This is a genomic window from Streptomyces sp. NPDC048416, from assembly GCF_043200435.1.
In the GTDB taxonomy this organism is placed as follows: Bacteria; Actinomycetota; Actinomycetes; order Streptomycetales; family Streptomycetaceae; genus Streptomyces.
The window spans coordinates 137,741-161,519 of the sequence record NZ_JBICXU010000002.1; the positions used below are offsets into that span (position 1 = coordinate 137,741).

General features: G+C 71.9%; 19 protein-coding genes. 9 read left to right on the plus strand and 10 right to left on the minus strand.

Annotated features, from left to right (window positions below):
• Positions 1 to 54: 54 nt before the first annotated feature.
• On the minus strand, positions 55 to 210 hold the full coding sequence (locus ACGFW5_RS03440; protein ID WP_393832474.1) for a hypothetical protein: 156 nt from the start codon (positions 208 to 210) through the stop codon (positions 55 to 57).
• A gap of 162 nt (positions 211 to 372) precedes the next feature.
• Between ACGFW5_RS03440 and ACGFW5_RS03445 the strand changes: the two genes are divergently transcribed.
• Together ACGFW5_RS03445 and ACGFW5_RS03450 are read left to right on the plus strand one after the other, a co-directional pair.
• Positions 373 to 1,488, plus strand: coding sequence for a LuxR C-terminal-related transcriptional regulator (locus ACGFW5_RS03445; RefSeq protein WP_393832475.1), 1,116 nt, complete (start codon positions 373 to 375; stop codon positions 1,486 to 1,488).
• Positions 1,489 to 1,633: 145 nt separating this feature from the next.
• Entirely contained in the window at positions 1,634 to 3,652 is a 2,019-nt protein-coding gene (locus tag ACGFW5_RS03450) for a thioredoxin domain-containing protein (protein ID WP_393832476.1), read from the plus strand.
• A 609-nt stretch (positions 3,653 to 4,261) separates the two neighbouring features.
• Here ACGFW5_RS03450 and ACGFW5_RS03455 read toward each other — a convergent pair.
• The 3 genes from ACGFW5_RS03455 to ACGFW5_RS03465 all read right to left on the minus strand — a co-directional run bounded on the left by ACGFW5_RS03455 (position 4,262) and on the right by ACGFW5_RS03465 (position 7,412).
• Positions 4,262 to 4,915 (minus strand): TetR/AcrR family transcriptional regulator, encoded by a 654-nt coding sequence (locus tag ACGFW5_RS03455; protein ID WP_393832477.1) that lies wholly within the window; start codon positions 4,913 to 4,915, stop codon positions 4,262 to 4,264.
• Complete coding sequence (locus tag ACGFW5_RS03460; protein WP_393832478.1) at positions 4,912 to 6,498, minus strand: MFS transporter; 1,587 nt, start codon at positions 6,496 to 6,498, stop codon at positions 4,912 to 4,914. The genes ACGFW5_RS03455 and ACGFW5_RS03460 overlap by 4 nt, the downstream gene beginning before the upstream one ends.
• A 224-nt stretch (positions 6,499 to 6,722) precedes the next feature.
• On the minus strand, positions 6,723 to 7,412 hold the full coding sequence (locus tag ACGFW5_RS03465; RefSeq protein WP_393832479.1) for a hemolysin III family protein: 690 nt from the start codon (positions 7,410 to 7,412) through the stop codon (positions 6,723 to 6,725).
• A 290-nt stretch (positions 7,413 to 7,702) separates the two neighbouring features.
• Here ACGFW5_RS03465 and ACGFW5_RS03470 point away from each other — a divergent pair, with 290 nt between their 5' ends.
• Positions 7,703 to 9,526, plus strand: a complete 1,824-nt coding sequence (locus ACGFW5_RS03470; RefSeq protein ID WP_393832480.1) for a phosphoenolpyruvate carboxykinase (GTP) — start codon at positions 7,703 to 7,705, stop codon at positions 9,524 to 9,526.
• Positions 9,527 to 9,757: 231 nt separating this feature from the next.
• On the opposite strand, the gene ACGFW5_RS03475 is transcribed toward ACGFW5_RS03470, so the two are convergent.
• The 4 genes from ACGFW5_RS03475 to ACGFW5_RS03490 form a co-directional block, all read right to left on the minus strand.
• Positions 9,758 to 10,771 (minus strand): YdcF family protein, encoded by a 1,014-nt coding sequence (locus tag ACGFW5_RS03475; RefSeq protein ID WP_393832481.1) that lies wholly within the window; start codon positions 10,769 to 10,771, stop codon positions 9,758 to 9,760.
• Between the two features lie 169 nt (positions 10,772 to 10,940).
• The gene (locus tag ACGFW5_RS03480) at positions 10,941 to 11,327 is read right to left on the minus strand and encodes a hypothetical protein (protein WP_393832482.1); all 387 of its coding nucleotides are present in this window, start codon (positions 11,325 to 11,327) and stop codon (positions 10,941 to 10,943) included.
• A gap of 150 nt (positions 11,328 to 11,477) precedes the next feature.
• Positions 11,478 to 12,689 (minus strand): pyridoxal phosphate-dependent aminotransferase, encoded by a 1,212-nt coding sequence (locus ACGFW5_RS03485; protein WP_393832483.1) that lies wholly within the window; start codon positions 12,687 to 12,689, stop codon positions 11,478 to 11,480.
• 722 nt (positions 12,690 to 13,411) lie between these two features.
• The gene (locus tag ACGFW5_RS03490; protein WP_393832484.1) at positions 13,412 to 14,002 is read right to left on the minus strand and encodes a hypothetical protein; all 591 of its coding nucleotides are present in this window, start codon (positions 14,000 to 14,002) and stop codon (positions 13,412 to 13,414) included.
• Positions 14,003 to 14,110: 108 nt separating this feature from the next.
• Here ACGFW5_RS03490 and ACGFW5_RS03495 point away from each other — a divergent pair, with 108 nt between their 5' ends.
• Entirely contained in the window at positions 14,111 to 15,559 is a 1,449-nt protein-coding gene (locus ACGFW5_RS03495) for a cellulase family glycosylhydrolase (RefSeq protein ID WP_393832485.1), read from the plus strand.
• Positions 15,560 to 15,719: 160 nt separating this feature from the next.
• Complete coding sequence (locus ACGFW5_RS03500) at positions 15,720 to 16,076, plus strand: alkyl sulfatase dimerization domain-containing protein (RefSeq protein WP_393832486.1); 357 nt, start codon at positions 15,720 to 15,722, stop codon at positions 16,074 to 16,076.
• Here ACGFW5_RS03500 and ACGFW5_RS03505 read toward each other — a convergent pair.
• Together ACGFW5_RS03505 and ACGFW5_RS03510 are read right to left on the minus strand one after the other, a co-directional pair.
• Positions 16,006 to 17,607, minus strand: coding sequence for an amidohydrolase family protein (locus ACGFW5_RS03505; protein WP_393832487.1), 1,602 nt, complete (start codon positions 17,605 to 17,607; stop codon positions 16,006 to 16,008). The two genes, ACGFW5_RS03500 and ACGFW5_RS03505, sit on opposite strands and share 71 nt — an antisense overlap.
• A 693-nt stretch (positions 17,608 to 18,300) precedes the next feature.
• A complete protein-coding gene (locus tag ACGFW5_RS03510) occupies positions 18,301 to 19,596 on the minus strand; it encodes an alanine racemase (RefSeq protein WP_393832488.1) in 1,296 nt (431 codons plus the stop codon).
• A gap of 99 nt (positions 19,597 to 19,695) precedes the next feature.
• On the opposite strand from ACGFW5_RS03510, the gene ACGFW5_RS03515 reads away from it, so the two are divergent.
• The 4 genes from ACGFW5_RS03515 (at position 19,696) to ACGFW5_RS03530 (ending at position 23,636) form a co-directional block, all read left to right on the plus strand.
• A complete protein-coding gene (locus tag ACGFW5_RS03515; RefSeq protein ID WP_393832489.1) occupies positions 19,696 to 20,853 on the plus strand; it encodes a sugar kinase in 1,158 nt (385 codons plus the stop codon).
• A complete protein-coding gene (locus ACGFW5_RS03520; protein WP_393832490.1) occupies positions 20,850 to 21,632 on the plus strand; it encodes an IclR family transcriptional regulator in 783 nt (260 codons plus the stop codon). Before ACGFW5_RS03515 ends, ACGFW5_RS03520 begins: the two co-directional genes overlap by 4 nt.
• Complete coding sequence (locus ACGFW5_RS03525) at positions 21,622 to 22,035, plus strand: RidA family protein (RefSeq protein ID WP_393832491.1); 414 nt, start codon at positions 21,622 to 21,624, stop codon at positions 22,033 to 22,035. The genes ACGFW5_RS03520 and ACGFW5_RS03525 overlap by 11 nt, the downstream gene beginning before the upstream one ends.
• A 122-nt stretch (positions 22,036 to 22,157) precedes the next feature.
• The gene (locus tag ACGFW5_RS03530) at positions 22,158 to 23,636 is read left to right on the plus strand and encodes a GntP family permease (RefSeq protein WP_393832492.1); all 1,479 of its coding nucleotides are present in this window, start codon (positions 22,158 to 22,160) and stop codon (positions 23,634 to 23,636) included.
• Positions 23,637 to 23,779: the final 143 nt, after the last annotated feature.

The window sequence follows — 23,779 nt, forward strand, 5'->3', positions numbered from 1 at the left end:
GGACGGGCGCGTTCGGAGCGGGGGCGAAAGTGGAGGCTGCCGGTGCCGACCGGATCACCCCCAGCCGGTGTCCATGGCGGCGGCCGCGATGGCGACCGTCCGCCCAGGACCGGTCGCCGGTCCGGCGGCGGCCGAGTGGAGGCCGGCGGTCACGGCTAGCGCCGCGGTGAGCGCGAGAACCCAGCGCTTGGTCTTCGTCTTCATGTTCATGATGAATCCCACCCCGTTTGTTCACACAGTGCGTACAAAGCCGACGCATTGGAAGGTCGTTCTTGACGCTCGGCTCTTTTCGATCATCACGGGTGGGCCGCATCGGCACCATGCCGGTCAGGGATCATGAACCGGCAATGACGGAATATGAAGGCAGCACAAATGACATCTGAACACCAGGTAAACGACCAAAACGGGGGTGTCCCGGGCCTCTCCGCCGCCGGGCTCGCGGACGCCCCCGGCCTGCGGCGGATGTATGCCGCGGCCCTGCGCGAAGGGGCGACGACACGGGGAAAGCTGGCCGTACGGTCCGGCCTGCCCCGCGCCGAGGCCGAGACCGCTTTCGAGCGCCTGCGCACGCTCCATCTGCTCCAGCCCGCGGAGGACGGCGCCGACACCTACCGGGCGTGCGCTCCCCAGGTGGCGGAGGTCCACACGCTCGAACCGCTGCGCCACCGGCTGCGGGACGCGCAGGAGCGCATAGCCGGGGCGACAGTCGAGTTCGACGCCCTGCGCGCCGTGTACGCGGACGCGGTGGGCCGGGCGGCCGACGACCTGAACGTCGAAGTCCTCAAGGCCGCCGACGTCAACGTCATGCTGAACAAGGCCGCCGCGGAGTGCGCGAGCGACCTGATGACCGCCCAGCCCGGCGGCCCCCGCCCCGTCGAGGTCCTGGCCGAGGCCCTGACCCGGGACTCCGAGCTGCTGGAGCGGGGCGTGCGGATGCGCACCATCTACCAGCACAGCGCCCGGTACAGCCCCGCGACCGAGGCGTACGCGGAGCGCCTGACGGCGGCCGGCGCGGAGATCCGCACCCTGAACACCCTCTTCCCGCGCCTGATCGTCTTCGACCGACGGCTGGCCTTCGTACAGGCCGACAACGGCAGCGGCGCCCTGAGGATCAGCCAGCCGGACCTGATCACCTTCATGGTGGGCACGTTCGAGGCGGCCTGGAGCAGCGCCATCCCGTACGCCTCCGCGTACGAGACCCGCAAGCAGAAGGTGATCGTCTCCGACATGCAGCGGGCCATCGCCCGGCTGCTGCTCCACGAGGACAAGGACGCGGCGATCGCCCGCCAGCTCGGCATCAGCGAACGCACCTGCCGCCAGCACATCGCCCGCCTCATGTCCCACCTCGGCGCCCGCAACCGCACACACCTGGGCTACTTGCTGGCAACCGGCACGTCCGGCACCCCCGGCCTCGAAGAGAGCCACCACACGGCGGCGACCCTGCCGAAAACGACGGCCCGCCGCCTGACGGGGCCGCCGCCCACGTGACCGGGCCTCCGACCACGTGACCGGGCCTCCGTCCATGTGACCGGACAACCGGGCCGCCGCCCAAGTGGGCCGGGTCGCGCTTCGCGTCGAGGCCGTCCCCGTGCCTACTGTGGGCCGGACATACAGACGTGGGAAGGTGACCGGCATGAACCGACTGGCTGACTCCCAGTCCCCGTACCTCCTCCAGCACGCCGCCAACCCGGTGGACTGGTGGCCCTGGGGAGACGAAGCATTCGCGGACGCGCGGCGGCGGGGGGTGCCGGTGTTCCTGAGTGTCGGGTACAGCAGTTGTCACTGGTGTCATGTGCTGGCTCATGAGTCGTTCGAGGACGAGGCCACCGCGGCCTACATGAACGAGCACTTCGTGAACATCAAGGTGGACCGCGAGGAGCGGCCCGACGTGGACGCCGTGTACATGGAGGCGGTGCAGGCGGCGACCGGGCGGGGTGGCTGGCCCATGTCCGTCTTCATGACCCCGGACGGCGAGCCCTTCTACTTCGGTACGTACTTCCCGCCCGAGCCCCGGCACGGCATGCCCTCCTTCCGGCAGGTCCTCGAAGGCGTCCGGAGCGCGTGGGCCGACCGGCGCGACGAGGTGGCCGACGTCGCCGGGAAGATCACCCGCGATCTGGCGTCCCGCGAGCTGGACCACGGCGCGGGCGGCCTGCCGGGCGAGGAGGAGCTGGCCCAGGCGCTGCTCGGGATCACCCGGGAGTACGACCCGGAGAGCGGCTGGCTCGGCAACGGCGACACCCGGTTCCCGCCGGGCATGGTGATCGAGTTCCTGCTGCGCCACCACGCGCGGACGGGGTCCGAGGCGGCCCTCGAAATGGCCGAGGGCATGTGCGAGGCCATGGCACGCTCCAGCCTCTACGACCAGCTGGGCGGCGGCTTCCACCGCTACGTCCTGCGCCCGCGCCCGGGGGCCACCCTCGTACCGCACTTCGAGAAGATGCTGTACGACAACGCCCTGCTGTGCCGGGTGTACGCCCACCTGTGGCGGGTCACCGGCTCCGAGCTCGCGCGACGGGTCGCCCTGGAGACCGCCGACTTCATGGTGCGCGAACTGCGCACCAACGAGGGCGGTTACGCCTCCGCGCTCGACGCCGACAGCGAGGACGGTGCGGGGCACCATGTGGAGGGCGCGTTCTATGTGTGGACGCCCGCGCAGCTCGCCGAGGTGCTGGGCGCCGAGGACGGAGCGACTGCGGCACGGCACTTCGGGGTGACCGAGGAGGGCACGTTCGAGGAGGGCTCGTCCGTGCTCCAACTCCCCGATGGCGGGGAGGAGTTGGCGGATGGTGTGCGCGACCGTCTGCTCGCGGCGCGCGAGCTGCGGGAGCGGCCCGGGCGGGACGACAAGCTGGTCGCGGCCTGGAACGGACTTGCGATCGCGGCGCTCGCCGAGGTCGGTGCGCTCTTCGACCGGCCCGACCTGGTCGAGCGCGCGACCGAGACGGCGGACGTTCTCGTCCGGGTCCACATGGACGACCACGCCCGCATCGCCCGCACCTCGCGGGACGGGCAAGTCGGCCCGAACGGCGGGGTGTTGGAGGATTACGCCGACGTCGCCGAGGGCTTCCTCGCGCTGGCCGGAGTGACCGGGGAAGGGGTTTGGCTGGAGTTCGCCGGGTTCCTGCTCGACATCGTCCTCGACCAGTTCAGGGGCGAGGGAGGCGTCCTGTACGACACCCCGCACGACGCGGAACGCCTGATCCGCCGTCCGCAGGACCCGACCGACAACGCGACGCCCTCGGGGTGGACGGCCGCGGCCTCGGCCCTGCTGTCCTATGCGGCGCACACGGGGTCCTCCGCGCACCGGGAGGCGGCGGAGGGGGCACTCGGGGTGGTCAAGGCGCTCGGGCCACGGGCACCGCGGTTCATCGGGTGGGGGCTCGCCGCGGCCGAGGCGGTGCTCGACGGGCCCCGCGAGGTGGCGGTGGTGGGCACGCCCACCGACCCCCTGACGGGGGCGCTCCACCGCACGGCGCTGCTTGCCTCTGCGCCGGGGGCGGTGGTGGCGGTGGGGGTGCCGGAGGGCGAGTTCCCGCTGCTTGCGGATCGGGGGCTGGTGGGTGGGGCCCCGGCGGCGTACGTGTGCCGGCGCTTCACGTGCGACGCACCGGTGACGACCCCGGAGGCCCTGGCAGCCGCCCTGACCTGACCCCGCGGGGCGTTCTCCCACCCACCTCCCGTGCGGCTACTGGAGAGTGCAGCCCCCCGGGGCTCCGCCCCAGACCCCGTTCGCGCGTTCTCCCACCCACCTCCCGTGCGGCTACTGGAGAGTGCAGCCCCCGGGGCTCCGCCCCAGACCCCGTTCGCGCCTTAAGGGCGCTCGTCCTCAATCGCCGGACGGGCTGAACATGCCCATGCAGCCCGGCATCGAGTAGTTCAGGGGCGCGGGGAACTGCGCGGGACGCGGGCACGGTCCGCAGACGGAGGCGGGGTTGCTGGGGCTCCGCCCCAGACCCCGTTCGCGCCTTAAGGGCGCTCGTCCTCAATCGCCGGACGGGCTGAACATGCCCATGCAGCCCGGCACCGAGTAGCTCAGGGGCGCGTGGAACTGCGCAAAGGGGGCCGAGGATGTCCTCGCCGGCCGGCATGGAGTAGTTCAGGGGCGCGGGGAACTGCGCGAAGGGGGCTGAGGATGTGCATGCCGGCCGGCATCGAGTAGCCAAGGGGCGCGGGGAACTGCGCGAAGGGTGCCGAGGATGTCCGCGCCGGTCGGCATCGAGTAGCTACGGGCCACGGGGAGAGTAGGCGCAGCCCGGCGTCAGCCCGCCAGAGGGAGGCCCGCCTCCAACGCGTCGAGCGTGCGGCCGATCAGCACGAAGATGTCGTCTTCGTGGTGCCGCTCGGCCCAGTACACCGTCGTCTCGTGCAGCGCCCCAAGCACCGCCATCGCGAACACCCGCACCTCCAGATCGACCTCCCTCCCGCTCCGCTCCGCGAGCACCTCACAGAGCTGCCGGCTCGTCGACGCCATCGACTCCATCATCCGGGCCCGCAACGCCGGCACCTCCACCATCAGCCGCGTCCGCTGCACCGTCTCCTCGTGGTCGTCGAGCAGCGCGAGCCGCATCGCCTCGGTCATCACGTACCGCAGCGAGCGCAACGGCGGCTCCCCGGCCGGCCGGGACCGCATCTCCCGCAGCAGGATCGGGTCGAACTCGTCCGTGAGGACAATGTCCTCTTTCGTCGGGAAGTAGCGGAACACCGTGGACGGGGAGACCTCCGCCGCCTCCGCGATCTGCTCGACCGTCGTCGCCTCGTACCCCTGCTCCGCGACCAACCGGTACGTGGCCCGGCGGATCGCGACGCGCGTCTTGAGCTTCTTGCGTTCGCGCAGGCTCAGCTGCGGCTGAAGGCTCTCGGCGAGCGAGCCGACGGCGGGGCTGGTACGGGGGGTGGCGGCCATGGTCGTCATTGTCCGGCATCGCCCCCGCCACCGGCTACGCGGTCGCCCCCACCCCCGACCACCTTCCCGAGGGCCGGACCTGCGGGTTCGGACTTCGCCAGCAGGGCCGCGGCGAGCAGCGCCGTCGCCAGGGCCGCGGCGAAGCAGACGAACAGGACGACGCCCATGCCATGGACGTACGCGGTGTCGGCGGCCGGCGCCAGACGGGGATCGTGGGTCGCCGCGGCCACCAGGTGCGCCGCCACCACCGAGTCGCCGGCCGCGGGCGGCGCCCCCGACGGCAGCCCGTGCGCGTACGCGCCGGAGAGCAGCGAGCCGAGCAGCGCGATGCCGACGGCGCTGCCGACCTGCCGCACCGTCATGAGCAGTCCTGAGCCGCTGCCCGCGCGGTCCGGGGGCAGCGTCGCGAGGGCGGCCGTCATCGCGGGCACCATCGCGCAGCCGAAGCCGAGCCCGGCGAGCGAGAGCCACAGCGCGGTGTAGCCATAGCCGTCTTCGACGCCGATCATGCTGCCGAGCAGCGCCGCGAAGGCCAGGACCACGAGCCCCGCGCTGATCACCCCGCGCGCCCCGAACCGTACGACCAGACCCGGGGTGCCCCTGGCCGCCACCAGGAGGCCACCCATCAGCGGCAGCAGGCGAAGGCCGGTGCCGAACGCGTCGCTGCCGAGGACCGCCTGGAAGTAGGGCGGCAGCACGAACAGCAGGCCGGACAGGACGAACATGACCAGCGTCGCGGCGAGGGTGTTCAGGAGGAACGGCCGGTGGCCGAGCAGGGTGAGGTCCAGCATCGGACGCGGTGACCGCCGCTCCCGTACGACCAGAGCCGCGATCAGGACCGCCCCGCCGCCCAGCATGGCGAGGACCAGCGGGCTGCCCCAACCCCGGCCGGGCGCCTCGATGATGGCGTAGATCAGCGCGCCGAGCCCGGCCGCGGTGAGGGCCGTGGACAGGACGTCGACCCTCGGCGCCGCCGGGTCGCGGGTCTCGGGCAGCAGGAAGGCGCAGGCGGCTATGCCGATGGCGACCATCGGGACGTTGATCAGGAAGACCGAGCCCCACCAGAAGTGGTCGAGCAGGAAGCCGCCGATGATCGGGCCGAGCGGCATGCCGAGCGCGGAGGCGGCGGTGACGATGCCGACGGCCTTGCCGCGCTCGTCCGGGGCGAAGAGGGACGGCAGCACAGCCAGGGCCAGGGGCATCACGAGCGCGCCGCCGATCCCCATGACCGCACGGGCCGCGATGACCGGCTCGACGCTGCCGGCCAGCGACCCGAGCACGGAACCGGCCAGGAAGATGCCGAGGCCCGTGATCAGCATCCGGCGGCGGCCGAAGCGGTCGCCGAGCAGCCCCGCGGGCAGCATCAGCGCCGCGAAGACGACGACGTACGCGTCCGCCATCCACTGCTGTTGGCCGGTGGTGGCGCCGAGCCGGCCGGCCATGGTCGGCAGCGCCACGTTCAGGATCGTCATGTCGAAGCCGAGCACCAGCATGCTCGCGACCATCGCGCCCAGCGCCCACCAGCGGCGGGGGTCGGGGACGGGTGCGGGGGGCGCGGCGGCGCCGGTGGCGAGGGGGGTCGGGGCGGTCATGGGTGGGCTCCTCCCGTGGGACGCGTTCCACGCGTTCCGAGCGTTCCGCAGCACGTACCGTTATGTTTGACAGTAACTCGCAAAAGAATGTCACTGTCAAATGATGGTCGGGTGCCCATCGCGTCGCGCGTTCACCGGGCACCCGGGCACCCGGGCACGCGAAGGGCCCCGGCGCAGCGTGCGCCGGGGCCCTTCGCGGGGGCTGGGTGTCGGTGGGCGGAGGGTTATCCGTGCTGGTAGGCCACCAGCGAGATGCCCACGTAGTGCACGATGAACGCCGCCAGCGTCAGGGAGTGGAAGACCTCGTGGAAGCCGAAGAAGCGCGGTGACGGGTTCGGGCGCTTGATGCCGTAGATGATGCCGCCCGCGCTGTAGAGCAGTCCGCCCACCACGACCAGGACCAGTACGGCGACGCCGCCGGCCCGCATGAAGTCGGGCAGGAAGAAGACCGCCGCCCAGCCCATCGCCAGATAGCAGGGCGTGTAGAGCCAGCGCGGGGCGCCGATCCAGAACACCCGGAAGGCGATGCCGGCTGCCGCGGCCGCCCAGATCGCCCACAGCAGGACCCGGCCGGTGGAGCCGGGCAGCAGGAGCAGGGTGAGCGGGGTGTAGGTGCCCGCGATGATGAGGAAGATGTTGGCGTGGTCCAGGCGGCGCAGAATCGCCTCGCCGCGCGGGCCCCAGGTGCCCCGGTGGTAGAGGCCACTGATCCCGAAGAGCAGACAGGCGGTGAGGGCGAAGATCCCGCAGGCGATCCGCGCCTTGGTGGACCCCGCGAACGCGGTGAGCACCAGGCCGGAGATCAGTGCGGCCGGGAACATCCCGGCGTGCAGCCAGCCGCGCATCTTCGGCTTCACCATCTGCGTCACCGGGTCGATCGCGTGTGCCATCACCTCATCAGTCATGCTCCGCATGCTACCTACGCCCCCGTAAGTTACGCATAGGTACGGCCCGTTACCGAGCGTCGGGCGGCCGTCGGGTAAGTGAACGGCAAATGGCAGTTAAGAAGGCGGTAAGTGGTGATGCTCACGTGAGAGGCCCCCTGGACATATGGGCGAACGACGCGGAAGATCAGATGAGTGCGGTCGGCACCGGATGAGCGCCAAGGTGATCCACGGGGTCAGCATCCGGGTCGCAGCCCCCACGGGGCGGCAATGAAGAAGTACGTCAAACCCGTCCAGAAGACCCTCATCTAGGAGCGATCGTGGCGCGCGACATCGCGGCTCCCCTCTCTGTCCCCACCAAGCACCAGGAACTGATCTCGTGGGTCAACGAGATCGCGGAACTGACCCAGCCGGACAGTGTGGTCTGGTGCGACGGATCCGAGGCCGAGTACGAGCGCCTGTGCGGGGAGCTCGTCGCCAAGGGCACGTTCAAGAAGCTGGACGAGGCCAAGCGCCCCAACTCGTACTACGCCGCCTCCGACCCGCGTGACGTCGCCCGGGTCGAGGACCGCACCTTCATCTGCTCCGAGAAGGAGGAGGACGCGGGCCCGACCAACCACTGGAAGGCCCCCGCCGAGATGAAGGACATCTTCACGGGCGAGCAGGGCGTCTTCCGCGGTTCGATGCGCGGCCGCACCATGTACGTCGTCCCCTTCTGCATGGGCCCGGTCGGCTCGCCGCTCTCCGCGATCGGCGTCGAGATCACCGACTCCGCGTACGTCGCCGTCTCGATGCGCACCATGACCCGCATGGGACAGCGCGTCCTGGACGAGCTCGGCAGCGACGGCTTCTTCGTGAAGGCCGTCCACACCCTGGGCGCTCCGCTGGCCGACGGCGAGGCCGACGTGCCGTGGCCCTGCAACACCACCAAGTACATCTCGCACTTCCCCGAGTCGCGCGAGATCTGGTCCTACGGCTCGGGCTACGGCGGCAACGCCCTGCTCGGCAAGAAGTGCTACGCGCTGCGCATCGCGTCCGTCATGGCGCGCGACGAGGGCTGGCTCGCCGAGCACATGCTCGTGCTCAAGCTGACCCCGCCGAACGGTGAGGCCAAGTACGTCACGGCAGCCTTCCCGAGCGCCTGCGGCAAGACCAACCTCGCCATGCTGGAGCCGACCATCCCCGGCTGGAAGGTCGAGACCATCGGCGACGACATCGCCTGGATGCGCTTCGGCGAGGACGGCCAGCTGTACGCGATCAACCCCGAGGCCGGTTTCTTCGGCGTCGCACCCGGCACCGGCGAGCACACCAACGCCAACGCCATGAAGACGCTGTGGGGCAACTCCGTCTTCACCAACGTCGCGCTCACCGACGACGGCGACGTGTGGTGGGAGGGCATGACCGAGACGACGCCCGCGCACCTCACGGACTGGAAGGGCAACGACTGGACGCCCGCGTCCGACACCCCGGCCGCCCACCCCAACGCCCGCTTCACCACGCCGGCCGGGCAGTGCCCGACCATCGCGCCCGAGTGGGAGGACCCCAAGGGCGTGCCGATCTCGGCCATCCTCTTCGGCGGCCGCCGCGCCTCCGCGGTGCCGCTGGTGACGGAGTCCTTCGACTGGAACCACGGCGTCTTCCTCGGCGCGAACGTCGCCTCGGAGAAGACCGCCGCCGCCGAGGGCAAGGTCGGCGAGCTGCGCCGCGACCCGTTCGCGATGCTGCCGTTCTGCGGCTACAACATGGGCGACTACATGGCCCACTGGGTCAAGGTCGGGGCGAACGCCGACGCCGCCAAGCTGCCGAAGATCTACTACGTGAACTGGTTCCGCAAGAACGACGCGGGCAAGTTCGTGTGGCCCGGCTTCGGTGAGAACAGCCGGGTCCTGAAGTGGATCGTGGAGCGCCTTGAGGGCAAGGCCGAGGGCGTCGAGACCCCCATCGGCATCCTGCCGACCAAGGAGTCCCTGGACACCGACGGCCTCGACCTGCCGGAGGCCGACCTGGACTTCCTGCTCAAGGTCGACAAGGAGGTCTGGCGCGAGGAGGCGGCGCTGGTCCCCGACCACCTCAACACCTTCGGCGACCACGCGCCCAAGGAGCTGTGGGACCAGTACCGCTCGCTGGTGTCCCGCCTGGGCTGAACCGCCCTCGCGAAACTCCCTCCGGTCGTGGCCTGCCGCCTGTCCTGGCACGGCCGGGCCGGAGGTGTGAGCGGCGGGTCGGTTCGACATCCGCCCTGACCTGTGGGGTCACTCGTGACCCGCCGCGCATCGGCCGGCCCCCGGAGCCCCCTCACGGCTCCGGGGGCCGGCCCTTTTCCCGGTCTGCGGGACGCGCGTGCCCCTGCCGGATCCGGACACCGTTGGCGTCGTTCAGCTCAGCAGCCAGGCCCCCGCCCCGAGCGCGGCCAGGACGCCGCAGACCGTCAGATTGACGCCCTTGTGCGCCAGGAACACCGCCGCGAACTCGCGGAGCGTGGCACTGGGCCAGAAGTACGCCGCCGTGGCCGCCCCCACCACCTGCCCGTCGACCCCCGTCGCGCGGGCCATCAACGCCGCACGGAACGCGTGGAAGTTGTTGGTCACGATCACACACGTGTAGTCGGGCGACCCGGCGGACATCAGCTCCGCGCTGTAGCGCAGGTTCTCCTCGGTCGTACGGGACCGGTCCTCGCGCAGGACGTGCTCGGCGGGAACACCCCGTGCGATCAGGTAGTCGGCCATCGCATGGGCTTCGGGCACCTGCTCGTCGGTGCCCCGGCCGCCCGAGGCGATGATCAACGGCCGGTTGCCCCGGGCGAGTTGGGACTCGTACACCCGCCGCCCGCGGTCGAGCCGGCTGGCGAGCAGCGGCGGCACCTGGTCCCCGTCGGTGAGTCCGCAGCCGAGGACGACCACGTAGTCGAGGTTCCGGCGCGGCTGGAGGCGCCCGTACAGGAAGGCGTACCCGATGAAGCAGAAGAACAGGAACGACACGTAACCCACGATCAGCGCCAGGGTGACGCCGATGATCGTCAGCGTGCGTGAGCCGCTGGCGGCGGCGGTCAGGAGCAGGGCGACGAGCGCGAGGATGCCGAGGCCGGCCAGGAAGGACAGCAGGTTGGCCGGGCTGCGCCCCTCCCTGCGGATCATCTTCACGCCGTTGGCGAGCAGCAGGAAGGGCAGCACGAGCGCGCCGAGCACCGGCACCAGGAGCACCGCGACCGTGAACCACTTGAGGAACGGGTGCGCGGGGCCGGTCGTGTCGTCGACCAGCACCACCAGGGCCACGGTCAGGAAGATGACGGTGAGGCCGAGGTGGACGGCGTTGCTGAAGCGCCGCCGGTCACGCAGGACGCCGACGCCGAACAGGACGAGGAACAGGGCCGCGAGGGCATAGGCGAACACGCCCACATCGTAGGCAGCGGCGCCGAGTTGCGCGGACGGGGCCCGGCAGGCGCGCGGGCCGGACCGTGTGGGTTGGGCGGCTCGTGCGGGTGCCGGGGGCCGGGTGAAGCAAGGGCACCCGGTCCGCGGACCTTCGCGGCTCGCGGACCGGGGCCGGTCGGTGGGCCGCTCAGGAGGCGGCGGTCAGGGCGCGGGCCGCGGCATGGGCGTCCATGCGCTGCGCGGCCAGGATCGCCGCCGCGGTGTCGGCGCGCGAGGCGGCGACGAGAAGGGCGCGGCCCGCGAGCGCGTGCGCACGCGCGTGCAGGGCGTCGGATCCGGCGCCGCTGAGCCCCGCGTGGCGCACCGGCGGCAGTCCACCGCGCAACCGGGCGACCTGGCGGGCGATGGCGTCCCCGGCTTCGGTGAGTCCGAGCTCGTCGGTGACGGCGAGCAGGGCGGAGAGGTGCCCGGCGAGCTGGATGTCCAGTTCGTCCTCGCGGGAGCGGTGCGGGATGCGCTCACTGTCGGCGGCCATCGTGCGGTGGACCGACTTGGTGCGGATCGGCTCATACATGGGAATGGCCTCCTGAACGTTTCAGGAAGCCATCCTAGCTTAGATTCTGTCTAAAGTTGAGCCCGGCCCAGCCTCTGGGACGGCCGTCCTGGTGGCTGTCGTGGTGGCCGTCGTGGTGACGGGGGCGGCGGGCGTGGCGGCGGGCTCGGGTCACATCTGGCTGTAGCCGTCCAGGAAGTTCCCGATCCGGGTCACCGCGTCCGCCAGGTCCTTCGCCGTCGGCAGCGTCACGATCCGGAAGTGGTCGGGCTCGGGCCAGTTGAACCCGGTCCCGTGCACCACCATGATCTTCTCGGCGCGCAGCAGGTCGAGGACCATCTGCCGGTCGTCCTTGACCTTGTAGACGTTCGGGTCGAGCCGCGGGAACAGGTACAGCGCGCCCTTCGGCTTCACGCACGTGACACCGGGGATCTGCGTGAGCAGGTCGTACGCGGTGTCCCGCTGCTCAAGGAGCCGGCCGCCCGGCAGCACCAGCTGCTCGATCGACTGCCTGCCGCCGAGCGCGGTCGCCACGGCGTGCTGGGACGGCATGTTCGCGCACAGCCGCATGTTCGCGAGGATGGTCAGGCCCTCGATGTACGAGGAGGCGTGGGCCTTTGGCCCGCACACCGCGAGCCAGCCGGAGCGGTAGCCGGCCACCCGGTAGTTCTTCGAAAGCCCGTTGAAGGTGAGGACCATCAGGTCGGGGGCGATCGCCGCGGTCGGGGTGTGGGTGGCGCCGTCGAACAGGATGCGGTCGTAGATCTCGTCCGAGCAGACCACCAGGTTGTGACGCCGGGCGATCTCGGCGAGCCCGCGCAGCATCTCGTCGTCGTACACCGCACCCGTCGGATTGTTCGGGTTGATGATGACGATCGCCTTGGTGCGGTCGGTGACCTTGCGCTCGATGTCCGCCAGGTCCGGCATCCAGTCGGCCTGCTCGTCGCAGCGGTAGTGCACGGCGGTGCCGCCCGCGAGGGAGACGGAGGCGGTCCACAGCGGGTAGTCCGGGGCCGGGACCAGTACCTCGTCGCCGTCGTCGAGCAGCGCCTGCATCGACATCTGGATCAGCTCGGAGACACCGTTGCCGATGTAGACGTCCTCGACGCCCAGCTCGATGCCCTTCGTCTGGTAGTGCTGCATGACCGCGCGCCGCGCCGACAGCAGGCCCTTCGCGTCGCCGTAGCCGTGCGCGCCCGACAGGTTGCGGAGGATGTCCTCCAGGATCTCGGGCGGGCACTCGAAACCGAACGCCGCGGGGTTGCCGGTGTTCAGCTTCAGGATGCGGTGGCCCTGCGCTTCGAGGCGCATGGCCTCTTCGAGCACCGGGCCCCGGATCTCGTAACAGACATTGGCGAGCTTCGTCGACTGGATCACCTGCATGACGGCCACCTTACGGGCGCGTCCGGCGGGGTGCCTCGCGATTCGGGGCCGCCCGGGTGCGGGCGGCCCGGGGTCGGCGTCGGTCGGCTTCCATCGCAATGCGGCGGGGTTGGGCGGGGGCGGGGAATGGGGGTTGGGGGGTGGGCGGGGCTTGGAATGCGGTGCGGGTGGTGGGGGGTGAGATCTTCCCCACCCCGCCCCTTCCCGTAACCCTCCGGGGGTTGGAGGGGTGCAGCCGATCTCCTGGGGCTCCGCCCCAGACCCCGTTCGCGCCTGAACGGCGCTCGTCCTCAATCGCCGGACGGGCTGAGGATGTGAGCCCGACCGGCGTCGAGTAGGCGGCGGCGCGGCGCGGGCCGAGGATGTGATGCCGTCCGGCGTCGAGTGGTCGGGGGCGCGGTGCGGGCTGAGGATGCGAGCCCGTCCGGCGTCGAGTGGTCAGGGGCGCGGGGAACTGCGCGAGAAGCGAGCACGGCCCGCACAGGACGGCGGGTTTCAGGGGCGCGAGGAACTGCGCGAGAAGCGCCCACGGTGCGAGGACGAGAACGGGTTCAGGGGCGCGGGGAACGGCGCGACCAGCCACCCACGGCCCGCAGCCGAAAATGGCTTTCAGGGGCGCGGGGAACTGCGCGAGAAGCGAGCACGGCCCGCACAGGACGGCGGGTTTCAGGGGCGCGAGGAACTGCGCGAGAAGCGTCCACGGTGCGAGGACGAGAACGGGTTCAGGGGCGCGGGGAACTGCGCGGTCGGTCGGGCGCGGTCCGGGCACGGAGGCCGGGACCCCGCGGGTCCGGCGAGGACGCGGGGCGGCGCCGGCTGGTCAGGGCCGCCGCGGCCACGCCTGGGAGCCAGCCGAGGGTCAGCCCCCACGCCGCCCCGAACACCACCCCCACCACCCCGTACGCGAGCCAGCCGAGCAGCCCCGCGTCGGCCATGCGGGCCGTGACCACGCCGCGCCACAGGCCCGACGCCGCGCCGGCCGCCAGCAGGGCGGTCCAGCCCGCGAGGGCACGCCGTACGCGGCCCGCCGCGGGGCGGAGCCGCACGTGCCGGCGCATCCGCAGCGCCGCCACCGTCACCAGGACGACCACCGCGAAGTCCTCGCACAGGAGCTGGGCCCAGCCCGTGCTCCCGAGCGGCACCGCGCGCAGCGGCGGCAACCCCAGGGGCACTCCGAGCGCGCTCGGGACCAGGGTCCAGCCGGCGTGTGCGGTGAGCGCGGTCAGGACCGGAGTGAGGCCGAGGAGCAGGGCGAGCAGCAGGCAGAGCCCGGCCACGGCGGCCACCGCCGGAGCGATTCTGGGCAGGCGCATGGCCGGACCCTAGAGCACGGAGCACCCGAAGAGAAGATGCTGAACAATTCTCAACTACGGCTGTGATCAGGGGTGTTGAGGAGTGCGCGGAGCCCTTAGAGTCCGGCCATGCGGCTACGGGCGACGCCACGGGCGATCAGGTGGACGGCGGCGGGCACGGCGGCGGCGGTGGCCGTCGCGCTCCTGGTGGCGGTCGGCCCGGCCGGCGCGGGCCCCGCGCACACCGCCGCGGGCCACCGCTGGATCACCGACGACCAGGGCCGCGCACTCGTCCTCACGGGCCTGAACACCGCGAGCAGCGCCAAGTCCCGCCCGGACGGCCTCCCTTGGATCAAGGAGACGGACGTGCGGCGCGAATCGGACGAGCTCGGCTCCGACTTCGTACGCCTGCTCATCCAGTGGCGGAACGTGGAGCCGGCGCCTGGCGCGTACGACGACGGCTATCTCGACGCGATCGCCGAGCGGGTGCGCTGGTACGGGGCGCGGGGCTTCCACGTCATGCTCGACCTCCACCAGGACGTCTACGGACCCGCCGTCAAGGGAAACGGCGCACCCGCGTGGGCGACCGAGGCCGAGGGGCTTCCGGTCGCCGAGCGGGGGCAGTGGGAGCTCAAGTACATCGAGCCGGGAACGGTGCGGGCCTTCGACAACTTCTGGGGCACGCGCACGGCGAGCCGCGATCTGCGCGCGCACTACGCGGCCGCCTGGGCGCACGTCGCGGCGCGGTTCGCGGACGACCCCGCCGTCCTCGGCTACGACCTGATGAACGAACCCTTCGGCGGCAGCGTCCAGGGCCCCGCCTTCGAGGCGGGCCCGCTCGCCGCCCTCTACCGCCGGACCATCACCGCCGTCCGCGAGGTCGACCACGACTCCTGGATCTTCGTGGAACCCGAGGCGGTCAGCGCCAACTGGGGCCTGCCGAGCGGCCTTCCGTACCTCGCCGACCCGCGCGGCACCGGCGACCGGGCGCGCATCTCGTACGCGCCCCACCTCTACCCCCTGCCCATGGACCTCGGCGGCGGCTACACCGGGGACAGCGCGCGGTGGGTCGACCGCACACTGGCCTCCTGGCGCGAGCAGACCGAGAAGACCGCCCGCCGGCTCGGCGCTCCCGTCCTCATCGGCGAGTACGGCCTCGACATCAAGCTGCCCGGCGCACTGCGGTACGTCGAGAAGGTGCGGACGATGGCGCAGGACATGGGCGCGGGCACCGCGTACTGGTCCAACGACCCCGGCCCCTGGGCCCCCTGGGACCACAACCTGCGCCGCACCCCGCTGCTCCCGGTCCTCGACCGCCCGGAACCGCGTGCGATCGCCGGGGACCCGGTCGCGTACACGTGGGACGAACCCAGCCGCACGCTGGCCGTGCGCTGGCGTCCGGAGCCGGGCGTGCGCGGCGACACCGAGGTGTATCTGCCCGCCCGGTTCTTCCCGCGCGGGGGCGTGGTCACGGGCGGCACGCAGAACGGCTGGGACGCCAAGTCCCGCATCCTGCGCGTCGCTTCGGGTGCGGGCGGCGCCGGGGAGGTGTCGGTGCGGATCCGGCCACGGCCGTGAGGACCGGACGCGGGGCCGGGGGCCGAAGACCCGGGCGCGAGGGCCGGGGCGGATTGAGCCACGCCCCGGGGAGCGCTGTTGTGCCGGGCCCGGGGCTGTTCCTAGCGTCCGTTACGCGTCCCTTCGTCCGTCGCTCCGTACGCATCAGGAGGCAGTGGCCATGACCGTGACCGTGACCGTGAACGCGACCGACCGGTCCCGTGGGCGGCTGCGCTGGCGAGGGCTGCTGGCCGCCGCGCAGCGGGAGTACGACGCCCCCGCTCCGCACTACGACAAGGTGATCGAACTCCTCGACCAGGTGGTCGGCGCCGCCGTGCCCGTCGCCGCGCTGCGCAGCGCGAAGGCGTTGCAGGCCCTCGCGCTCACCCAGCTCGCCTATGCGGCCGAGTACGGGCCCCTGCGCTCGGTCTACTTGGCCGCCGCACGGGAACTGGCGACGGGCCCGCTCAGCGCGCCCCGGGCGTCCGCCGAACCGAGCGGCCCGCCAGCACACCGGTCCTGCTGCCCTCCTCGATGACGAACCGGCCGTCGATCAGGACGTACGGGATGCCGACGGGCAGTGTGCGCGGGGACGCGAACGTGGAGCCCGCGGCGACGGTGTCCGGGTCGAACAGGACGAGGTCCGCGCGGTAGCCCTCACGGACGAGCCCCCGGTCGGGCAGCCGCAGACGTGCGGCGGGCCGGGAGGTGAGGTGGGCGACGGTCTCCTCCAGGGAGAGGATGCCCACGTCCCGTGCGTAGTGGCCCAGGTAGTGCGGGAACGTTCCGTAGGCGCGCGGGTGCGGCTTGTCGCCCTGGAGGATGCCGTCGCTGCCGCCGGTGTGCACCGGGTGGCGCATGATGGCCCGCACGTTCTCCTCGTGGCCGACGTGCTGGAGGATGGTGGACCCCAGTGCGTCGTCGATGAGCAGCCGGCGCGCGGTGGCCCAGGGCGCCTCGCCGCGCAGCGCCGCCGCCCGGGCGACGGTCGTGCCGACGCACCCGGCGAGGCCGGGACGGCTCACGCCGGAGATCTCGATGGTGTCCCAGTCGATCGGCACGCCGTGACACCCGTCCGCGCCGACGACCTCCAGGTGGTGCCGGATCCGTTCGGCGCTCTCGTCGTCGCGCAGCCGCGCGAGCACCGCCTCGGGTCCGCCCTCGCCGGCCCAACTGGGCAGCAGGGCAACGAGGGTGGTGCAGCCGGGCGTGTACGGATACGAGTCGAGGGTGATGTCCGCGCCGTCGGCGAGGGCGGCGTCGAGCAGGTCGAGCAGTGCGGGTGCGCGGCCCTTGTTCACGCCGAAGTTCATGGTGGCGTGGGCGAGGTGGAGGGCGCACCCCGCGTCCCGGGTGAGCCGCGTCATCTCCTCGTACGCGTCGAGGGCGCCGGCGCCGTAGGAACGGTGGTGGGGGCAGTAGTACCCGTCGTAGCGCGCGACGACCCGGCAGAGCTCGGTGAGCTCGGCGTCGGTGGCGTACATGCCCGGCGTGTAGGTGAGCCCTGAGGACATGCCGACCGCGCCCTGCTCAAGCCCCTCGGCCACCAACTGCCGCATGTGGTCGAGCTGTTGAGCGGTGGCGGGCCGGTCGTCCCACCCGACCGCGTACATCCGTACGGTGCCCTGCGGGACGAGGTAGGCGGCGTTGACGGCGATGCCCCGGTCGAGGCGGTCGAGATATTCGCCGACGGTGCGCCAGTCGAAGTCGATGTCGCAGCCGTCGCCGTTCCACCCGGTGATGGCCCGGCGGACCTCGCCGAGGGTGCGGTCGTCGACGGGCGCGTACGAGAGCCCGTCCTGACCCAGCACTTCCAGGGTGACGCCCTGAGCGGCCTTCGCACTGTGATCGGGGTCGCGGAGCAGGGCGAGGTCGGAGTGGGCGTGCATGTCGATGAAGCCGGGGGAGAGGGCGAGACCGTGGGCGTCGAGCGTACGGGGGGCGCCGAGCGGGGGCTGCCCGGGGCGCCGGATCCGCTCGATGCGGCCGTCGGTGAGGCCGATGTCCGCGCGGTAGGAGGGGGTTGCGGTGCCGTCGATGACGCGGGCGTCGCGGATGACCAGGTCCATGGTGGCCTCTCAAGTCCGGTGGCTGCCCCTCCGGCCCCCGGGGCCGGTCCGACAGCAGACAGTGTGTGACGTCTCGCGCGGTTCCCCGCGACCCTTCAGGGACCGGCTTTCGTCCGCGACCCGCGGGCGGCTGGTCGCGCAGTTCCCCGCGCCCCTTAACCTCCTTTCGACCGCGCGCCGTGGTCGCTTCTCGCGCAGTTCCTCGCGCCCCTGAAACCCGCTTTCGTCCGCGGGTCGTGGGTGCTGGTCGCGCCGTTCCTCGCGCCCCTTAACCTCCTTTCGACCGCGGGTCGTGGTCGCTTCTCGCGCCGTTCCTCGCGCCCCTGAAACCCGCTTTCGGCTGCGGGTGGTGGGTGGCTGGTTGCGCAGTTCCCCGCGCCCCTGAACACCCCGTTCTCCACCGCGCGCCGTGGTTGCTTCTCGCGCAGTTCCGCGCGCCCCTGGCAGGGTGCGAGCGGAGGCATCTTCAGCCTGTCCGGCGATTGAGGACGAGCGCCGTTCAGGCGCGAACGGGGGTGCAGGGGGCGGAGCCCCCGCGTGGGGTCTGGGGCGGAGCCCCAGGGGTCGGCTCATTCGATGCGCTGTACGGGTGGGTGGGTGGGAGGATCCGCCCGGGGTCTGGGGCGGAGCCCCGGGGGCTGCACTCTCAAGTAGTCGCACGGGCGGGAGGGTGGGAAAACGCCGCCCCCCGCCTCAAAAGCACGTGCGGATGTAATCCGACACCCCCCCATCCCCCTCCACCACAGGAATAAGCCCCCACTTGTCAAACACCGTGCACGGATGCGAAAGCCCCATCCCCACCCAGTCCCCCACGGACAGCGAAACCCCCTCCGCCACCCGCAACCACCCGTGCTGATCGGAGAGCCCGGTCACGGAAAGACCCGCCGCGGACCGCACCACCCCCGTCCGCGCGTCCCGCACGACCTGCGCCTCGGGCAGATCGAGGTCGTACGCCGCGTCCCGCTTGCCCGCGTTGACGAAGGCCTGCTCGGCGCAGGGCCGGGAGACGACCTGGGCCCAGAGCCGGAACGCGGGCTGAAGGGAGCCCTCCGAGGGCACCCGGTTGAAGGGGGTCAGCTTCCGGTAGTGCCCGTCGTCGTGCGAGACGTACGCCCCGGAACGCAGCAACTTCAGTACGGGGAGCGACAGTTCGGGTACGGCGGAGGAGAACACGTCCGCCACGACGTCGAACCACGCGGAGCCCCCCGCGCTGAGCACGATCTCCTCGGCCCCGAGCCCGGCGAACCGCCCCGCCCTGTCGAAGCCGGCCGCCAGCGAGACGAGCCGGGTGAGATGGTCCCGTACCCGCTCGGGGTCGGCGCGCGGCACCTCGCCCTCGTACCCCGCGACCCCGACGAGCCGCAGCGTGCCCGTGCCCGCCACCGCGTCGGCGACCCGCGCGCACTCCGCCTCCGTACGCACCCCGGTGCGCGCGCCGTCGCCCGCCGCGAGTTCCACCACCACGTCGAGCCGCCGCCCGCCGGCGCCCCGCAGCGCCTGGTCCATGAGCTCGACGCCGCGTACGGAGTCGACGTAACAGATGAAGCGGAAGGCCGGGTCGCGCTCCAGCTCGCCGGCGATCCAGCGCAGCGCCGCCGCGTCGACGAGCTCGTTCGCGAGGAAGATCCGCTCGATCCCGAACGCCCGTGCCACGCGCACCTGGTGGGGCACCGCGAGCGTGATGCCCCAGGCGCCGCGCTCGATCTGGCGGGCGAAGAGCTGGGGCGCCATCGAGGTCTTGCCGTGCGGCGCGAACGCCAGGCCGTGGCGCTGTGCGTACGTTTCGAGGAGGGCGAGGTTGTGGTCGAGCGCTTCCGCGGACAGCGTCAGGACGGGTGTGGTGAAGCCGCCGGTGAACAGGTCGCGGCGCTGCGCGGCGAGCTCGGCGACGGTGAGCCCTTCCGCGTCCGGGGGCAGCCCCTTGAAGCGGTGGTCGACGCGTTCGGCGCCCAGGGCTTCGAGCCTGTCTTCGCGATGGATGGCTGCCACGGAAACCTCACCCTCTCGGAACGGAGGCGTTGCATCATTTGCAACACCCATTGCGCATATCGCTTGGTGCTGTCTAACATCCGGGCCAACGCCGGGTCAATGACCGGCCCGGACCGCCCAGCAGCGAGGAGCCCCGCAGTGACCACCGGATCCCCAGCCGCCGCGGAGGCCGCCGACACCCCCGTCGACGTCGTCTGCCTGGGGGAGTCCATGGTCACCTTTCTTCCCCTGCGGCCGGGCCGCCTCGCCGATGTGCCCGCCTTCGAGCGGACGATCGGTGGCGCCGAGTCCAATGTGGCCTGCGCGCTCGCCGCCGCCGGGCACGCCGCACGCTGGGTCAGCCGGGTCGGCGCGGACGGCTTCGGTGACCATCTGGTCGAGGCGATCGGCTCGTACGGCGTGGATGTGGGCGCCGTGCGCCGCGACGCGCACCGGCCCACCGGCGTCTACTTCCGCACCGCCGACGACCGGACCGACGACGGCCACGAGGTGGTGTACTACCGCGCCGGATCGGCGGCCTCCGCCATGTCGCCGGCCACCGTGCCCTACCGGGATCTGTGGTCGGGCCGGATCCTGCACCTCTCCGGGATCACCGCAGCCCTGTCCGACGACTGTCTCGCCCTGATGCGCGACCTCCTCGCGCGCCGTCCCGGGCGCCCGCTCGTCTCGTTCGACGTCAACCACCGCCCCGGACTGTGGCGGGACGCGGCCGGGCCGCGGGTGCTGCTCGAACTGGCGCGGGGCGCGGACATCGTCTTCGTGGGGGCGGACGAGGCCGAGGCGGCGTGGGGCCTGCGGGGCGCCCGGGCCATCGGCGACGCGCTGCCCGAGCCCGGAGTCCTGGTCGTGAAGCTGGGCGCGGGCGGGGCCGTCGTCATGGAGCGGGCCGGAGCCGATGGGCATGGCGGCCGGGCCGGGACCGATGGGCACGGCGCCCGGGCCGGGGCCGATGGGCACGGCGCCCGGGCCGCCACCCTCGTACGTCCCCCGGTCGTCGACGTCGTCGCCCCCGTCGGGGCCGGCGATGCCTTCGCCGCCGGGTTCCTCAGCGCCACCCTGCGCGGCCTGCCCGTCCGCGACCGGATCCGGCACGGGCACCTCATGGCCGCCGCCGTGCTCACCGTCCCGGGCGACCTCACCCAGCCTCCGGCGCGCGCCCATGCCGACCGGCTCGTGGCCCTGGACGACACCGCCTGGGGGAGACTTCGTCTCGGCCCCGGGTGGACGGGGGACGACCAGGAGGTACGTACGAGATGAGCCAGACCGTCGACCGGGCGCTGAGCATCCTGCCGCTGCTCGCGCAGGGCCCCGCCGACCTCGGGCAGGTCGCCGACCGGCTCGGGGTGCACAAGTCCACCGCGCTGCGGCTCCTGCGCACCCTGCACGAGCACGGGCTCGTCTACCGCCAGGAGGATCAGCGCTACCGGCTCGGCGCCCGCCTCTTCGCCCTCGCGCAGGAAGCCGTCGAGAACCTGGACGTGCGCGAGATCGCCCACCCCCACCTGGTCGCGCTCAACGAGCGGATCGGCCACACCGTCCACCTCGCCGTGCACGAGGAGGGCGAGGTCCTGTACATCGACAAGGTCGAGAGCCGCTATCCGGTGCGGATGTACTCCCGCATCGGCAAGCCCGTCGCGATCACGGTGGCCGCGGTGGCCAAGCTGCTGCTCGCCGACCTGCCGGAGGCCGAGCGCCGCGCCGTCGCCGACAAGCTCGACTACCCCGCCTACACGTCCCGTTCGACGCCCAACGCCGCTGCCTTCCTCAAGGAGCTGGCGACGGTGCGCGAACAGGGCTGGGCCACCGACCTCGGTGGCCACGAGGAGTCCATCAACTGCGTCGGGGCCCCCGTACTCGGCGCGGACGGCCGGGTCGTCGCCGCCATGTCGGTCTCCGCGCCCAACGTCGTCGTCACCGCCGAAGAACTCCTCGCACTGCTCCCGCAGGTGCGCCGCACCGCGCAGGACATCAGCCGGGAGTACTCCGGCACCGCAACCAACACCCCATCCGCACAAGGACGTTCCGATGACCGATAAGACCGCCATCACCCCGGCCACGCACACCACCCCGCCCGCCAAGTTCTCGCACGGCGTGAAGAAGGGGAACATCCTCCAGGTCGCGGGCCAGGTCGGCTTCCTCCCGGCCGTCGAGGGCCGGGCCCCGACCCCGGCAGGACCCACCCTGCGTGAGCAGACCCTCCAGACCTTCGCCAACGTCAAGGCGATCCTGGAGGAGGGCGGCGCGAGCTGGGACGACGTGATGATGATGCGCGTCTACCTCACCGACGTGGACCACTTCGCGCAGATGAACGAGATCTACAACGCGTACTTCGAGGAGCAGAACCTCAAGGCCCCGGCCGCGGCCCGCACGACGGTGTACGTCGGACTCCCGGCCGGCCTCCTCATCGAGATCGACGCCCTCGCGGTCCTGGACGCGTAACTCCTTGATCGTCTCAGCTCCACCGCTCGACCCGCCGCACGGTGCGGCGCCCCGGACCGCCGGGGCGCCGTGCCGCGGTCCCCCATGCCCGCAATCCCCCTGCTGTACAACGGAGTTGGCACATGCTGTTCCACCCTGTCGCGGCCGCCGCACCGCCACCGCCCGTCCACACGGGCGGCATCCTGCCCCTGCTCGGCGGCACCGCGGGACTGCTGACCGTCGCCGTCCTCGGGATCGCCCTCCTCCTCTTCCTGATCATCAAGGTCAGGCTCCAGCCCTTCGTGGCGCTGCTCGCGGTGTCCATAGCCGTCGGCCTCGGCGCGGGACTCTCGGTGACCGAGCTGTTCGGCACGGTGCAGAGATCGGCCGCCGTCTCGACCATCGAGTCCGGCATGGGCGGCATCCTCGGTCATGTCGCGATCATCATCGGGCTCGGCACGATGCTCGGCGCGATCCTCGAAGTCAGCGGCGGCGCCGAGGTGTTGAGCGCCCGGCTGCTCACCCTCTTCGGCGAGCGGCGCGCCCCCCTCGCGATGGGCCTGACCGGCCTGATCTTCGGCATCCCGGTCTTCTTCGACGTCGGCATCTTCGTCCTCGCGCCGATCGTGTACGCCGCCACCAAGCGGTCGGGCAAGTCGATCCTGCTGTACTGCATGCCGCTGCTCGCGGGCCTCTCCATGACCCACGCCTTCCTGCCGCCGCACCCGGGTCCGGTGGCCGCCGCCGGCCTGTTCCACGTCTCGCTCGGCTGGGTCATCCTCATGGGCGCCCTGGTCGGCATCCCGTCCGTGCTCGCCGCGTGGGGATACGCCGCCTGGATCGGCAAGCGCATCTTCGTCGAGGTCCCGCAGGACATGGTCGAGGCGGCCGAGGAGGCCAAGGCCGCCGTCGCCGCCGAACAGGCAGCCGCCGGGGTCACCCCCCGAGAGGAGCCCGCCCCGCTCGGCGCGGTGCTCGCCATCATCGGCACCCCGCTGATCCTGATCCTGGCCGCGACGTTCTCCTCGATCGCCCTCGATCCCTGCACCCTGCGCTCGGTCCTGGAGTTCTTCGGCAACCCGTTCGTGGCCCTGACCATCGCGCTGCTGCTCGCCTACTACCTGCTCGGCATCCGGCGCGGCTGGTCGCGCAAGTCCCTTGAGACGGTGTCCACTTCGTCCCTCAAGCCGGTCGGCAACATCCTGCTCGTGGTCGGCGCCGGCGGTGTGTTCGGCGCGGTCCTGAAGGCGTCCGGCATCGCGGACGCACTGGCCACGACCTTCCATGACGTGGGCCTGCCCGTCATCCTCCTGGCCTGGCTGATCTCGGTGGTCCTGCGGGTCGCGCAGGGCTCGGCGACGGTCGCGATCGTCACGACGGCCGGCATCGTGGTGCCCCTGGTGGAGGGCGCGGGCTACTCGCAGGCCCATCTGGCGCTGATCATCATGGCGATCTCGGCGGGTTCGATCTTCGCCTCGCACGTCAACGACGGCGGGTTCTGGATGGTCGCCAAGTACTTCGGCATCACCGAACGCGACACCCTCAAGTCCTGGACGGTCCTGGAATCGGTCCTGTCGGTGGCGGGCTTCGTGGTGGCGGCGCTGCTCAGCCTGGTGATCTGAGGCCCGCCCCGGCCTGGAGAACGCCCGGTTCGCGGGCCCGGAGCGTCCATGAGGGGCGTCGGCCGGGGAATGGGCGGGGGAATGGATGGGGAAATTGGCGGGGCCAACCGCGCACGCCTACTTGTCGGTTGGGGCGGTGGACC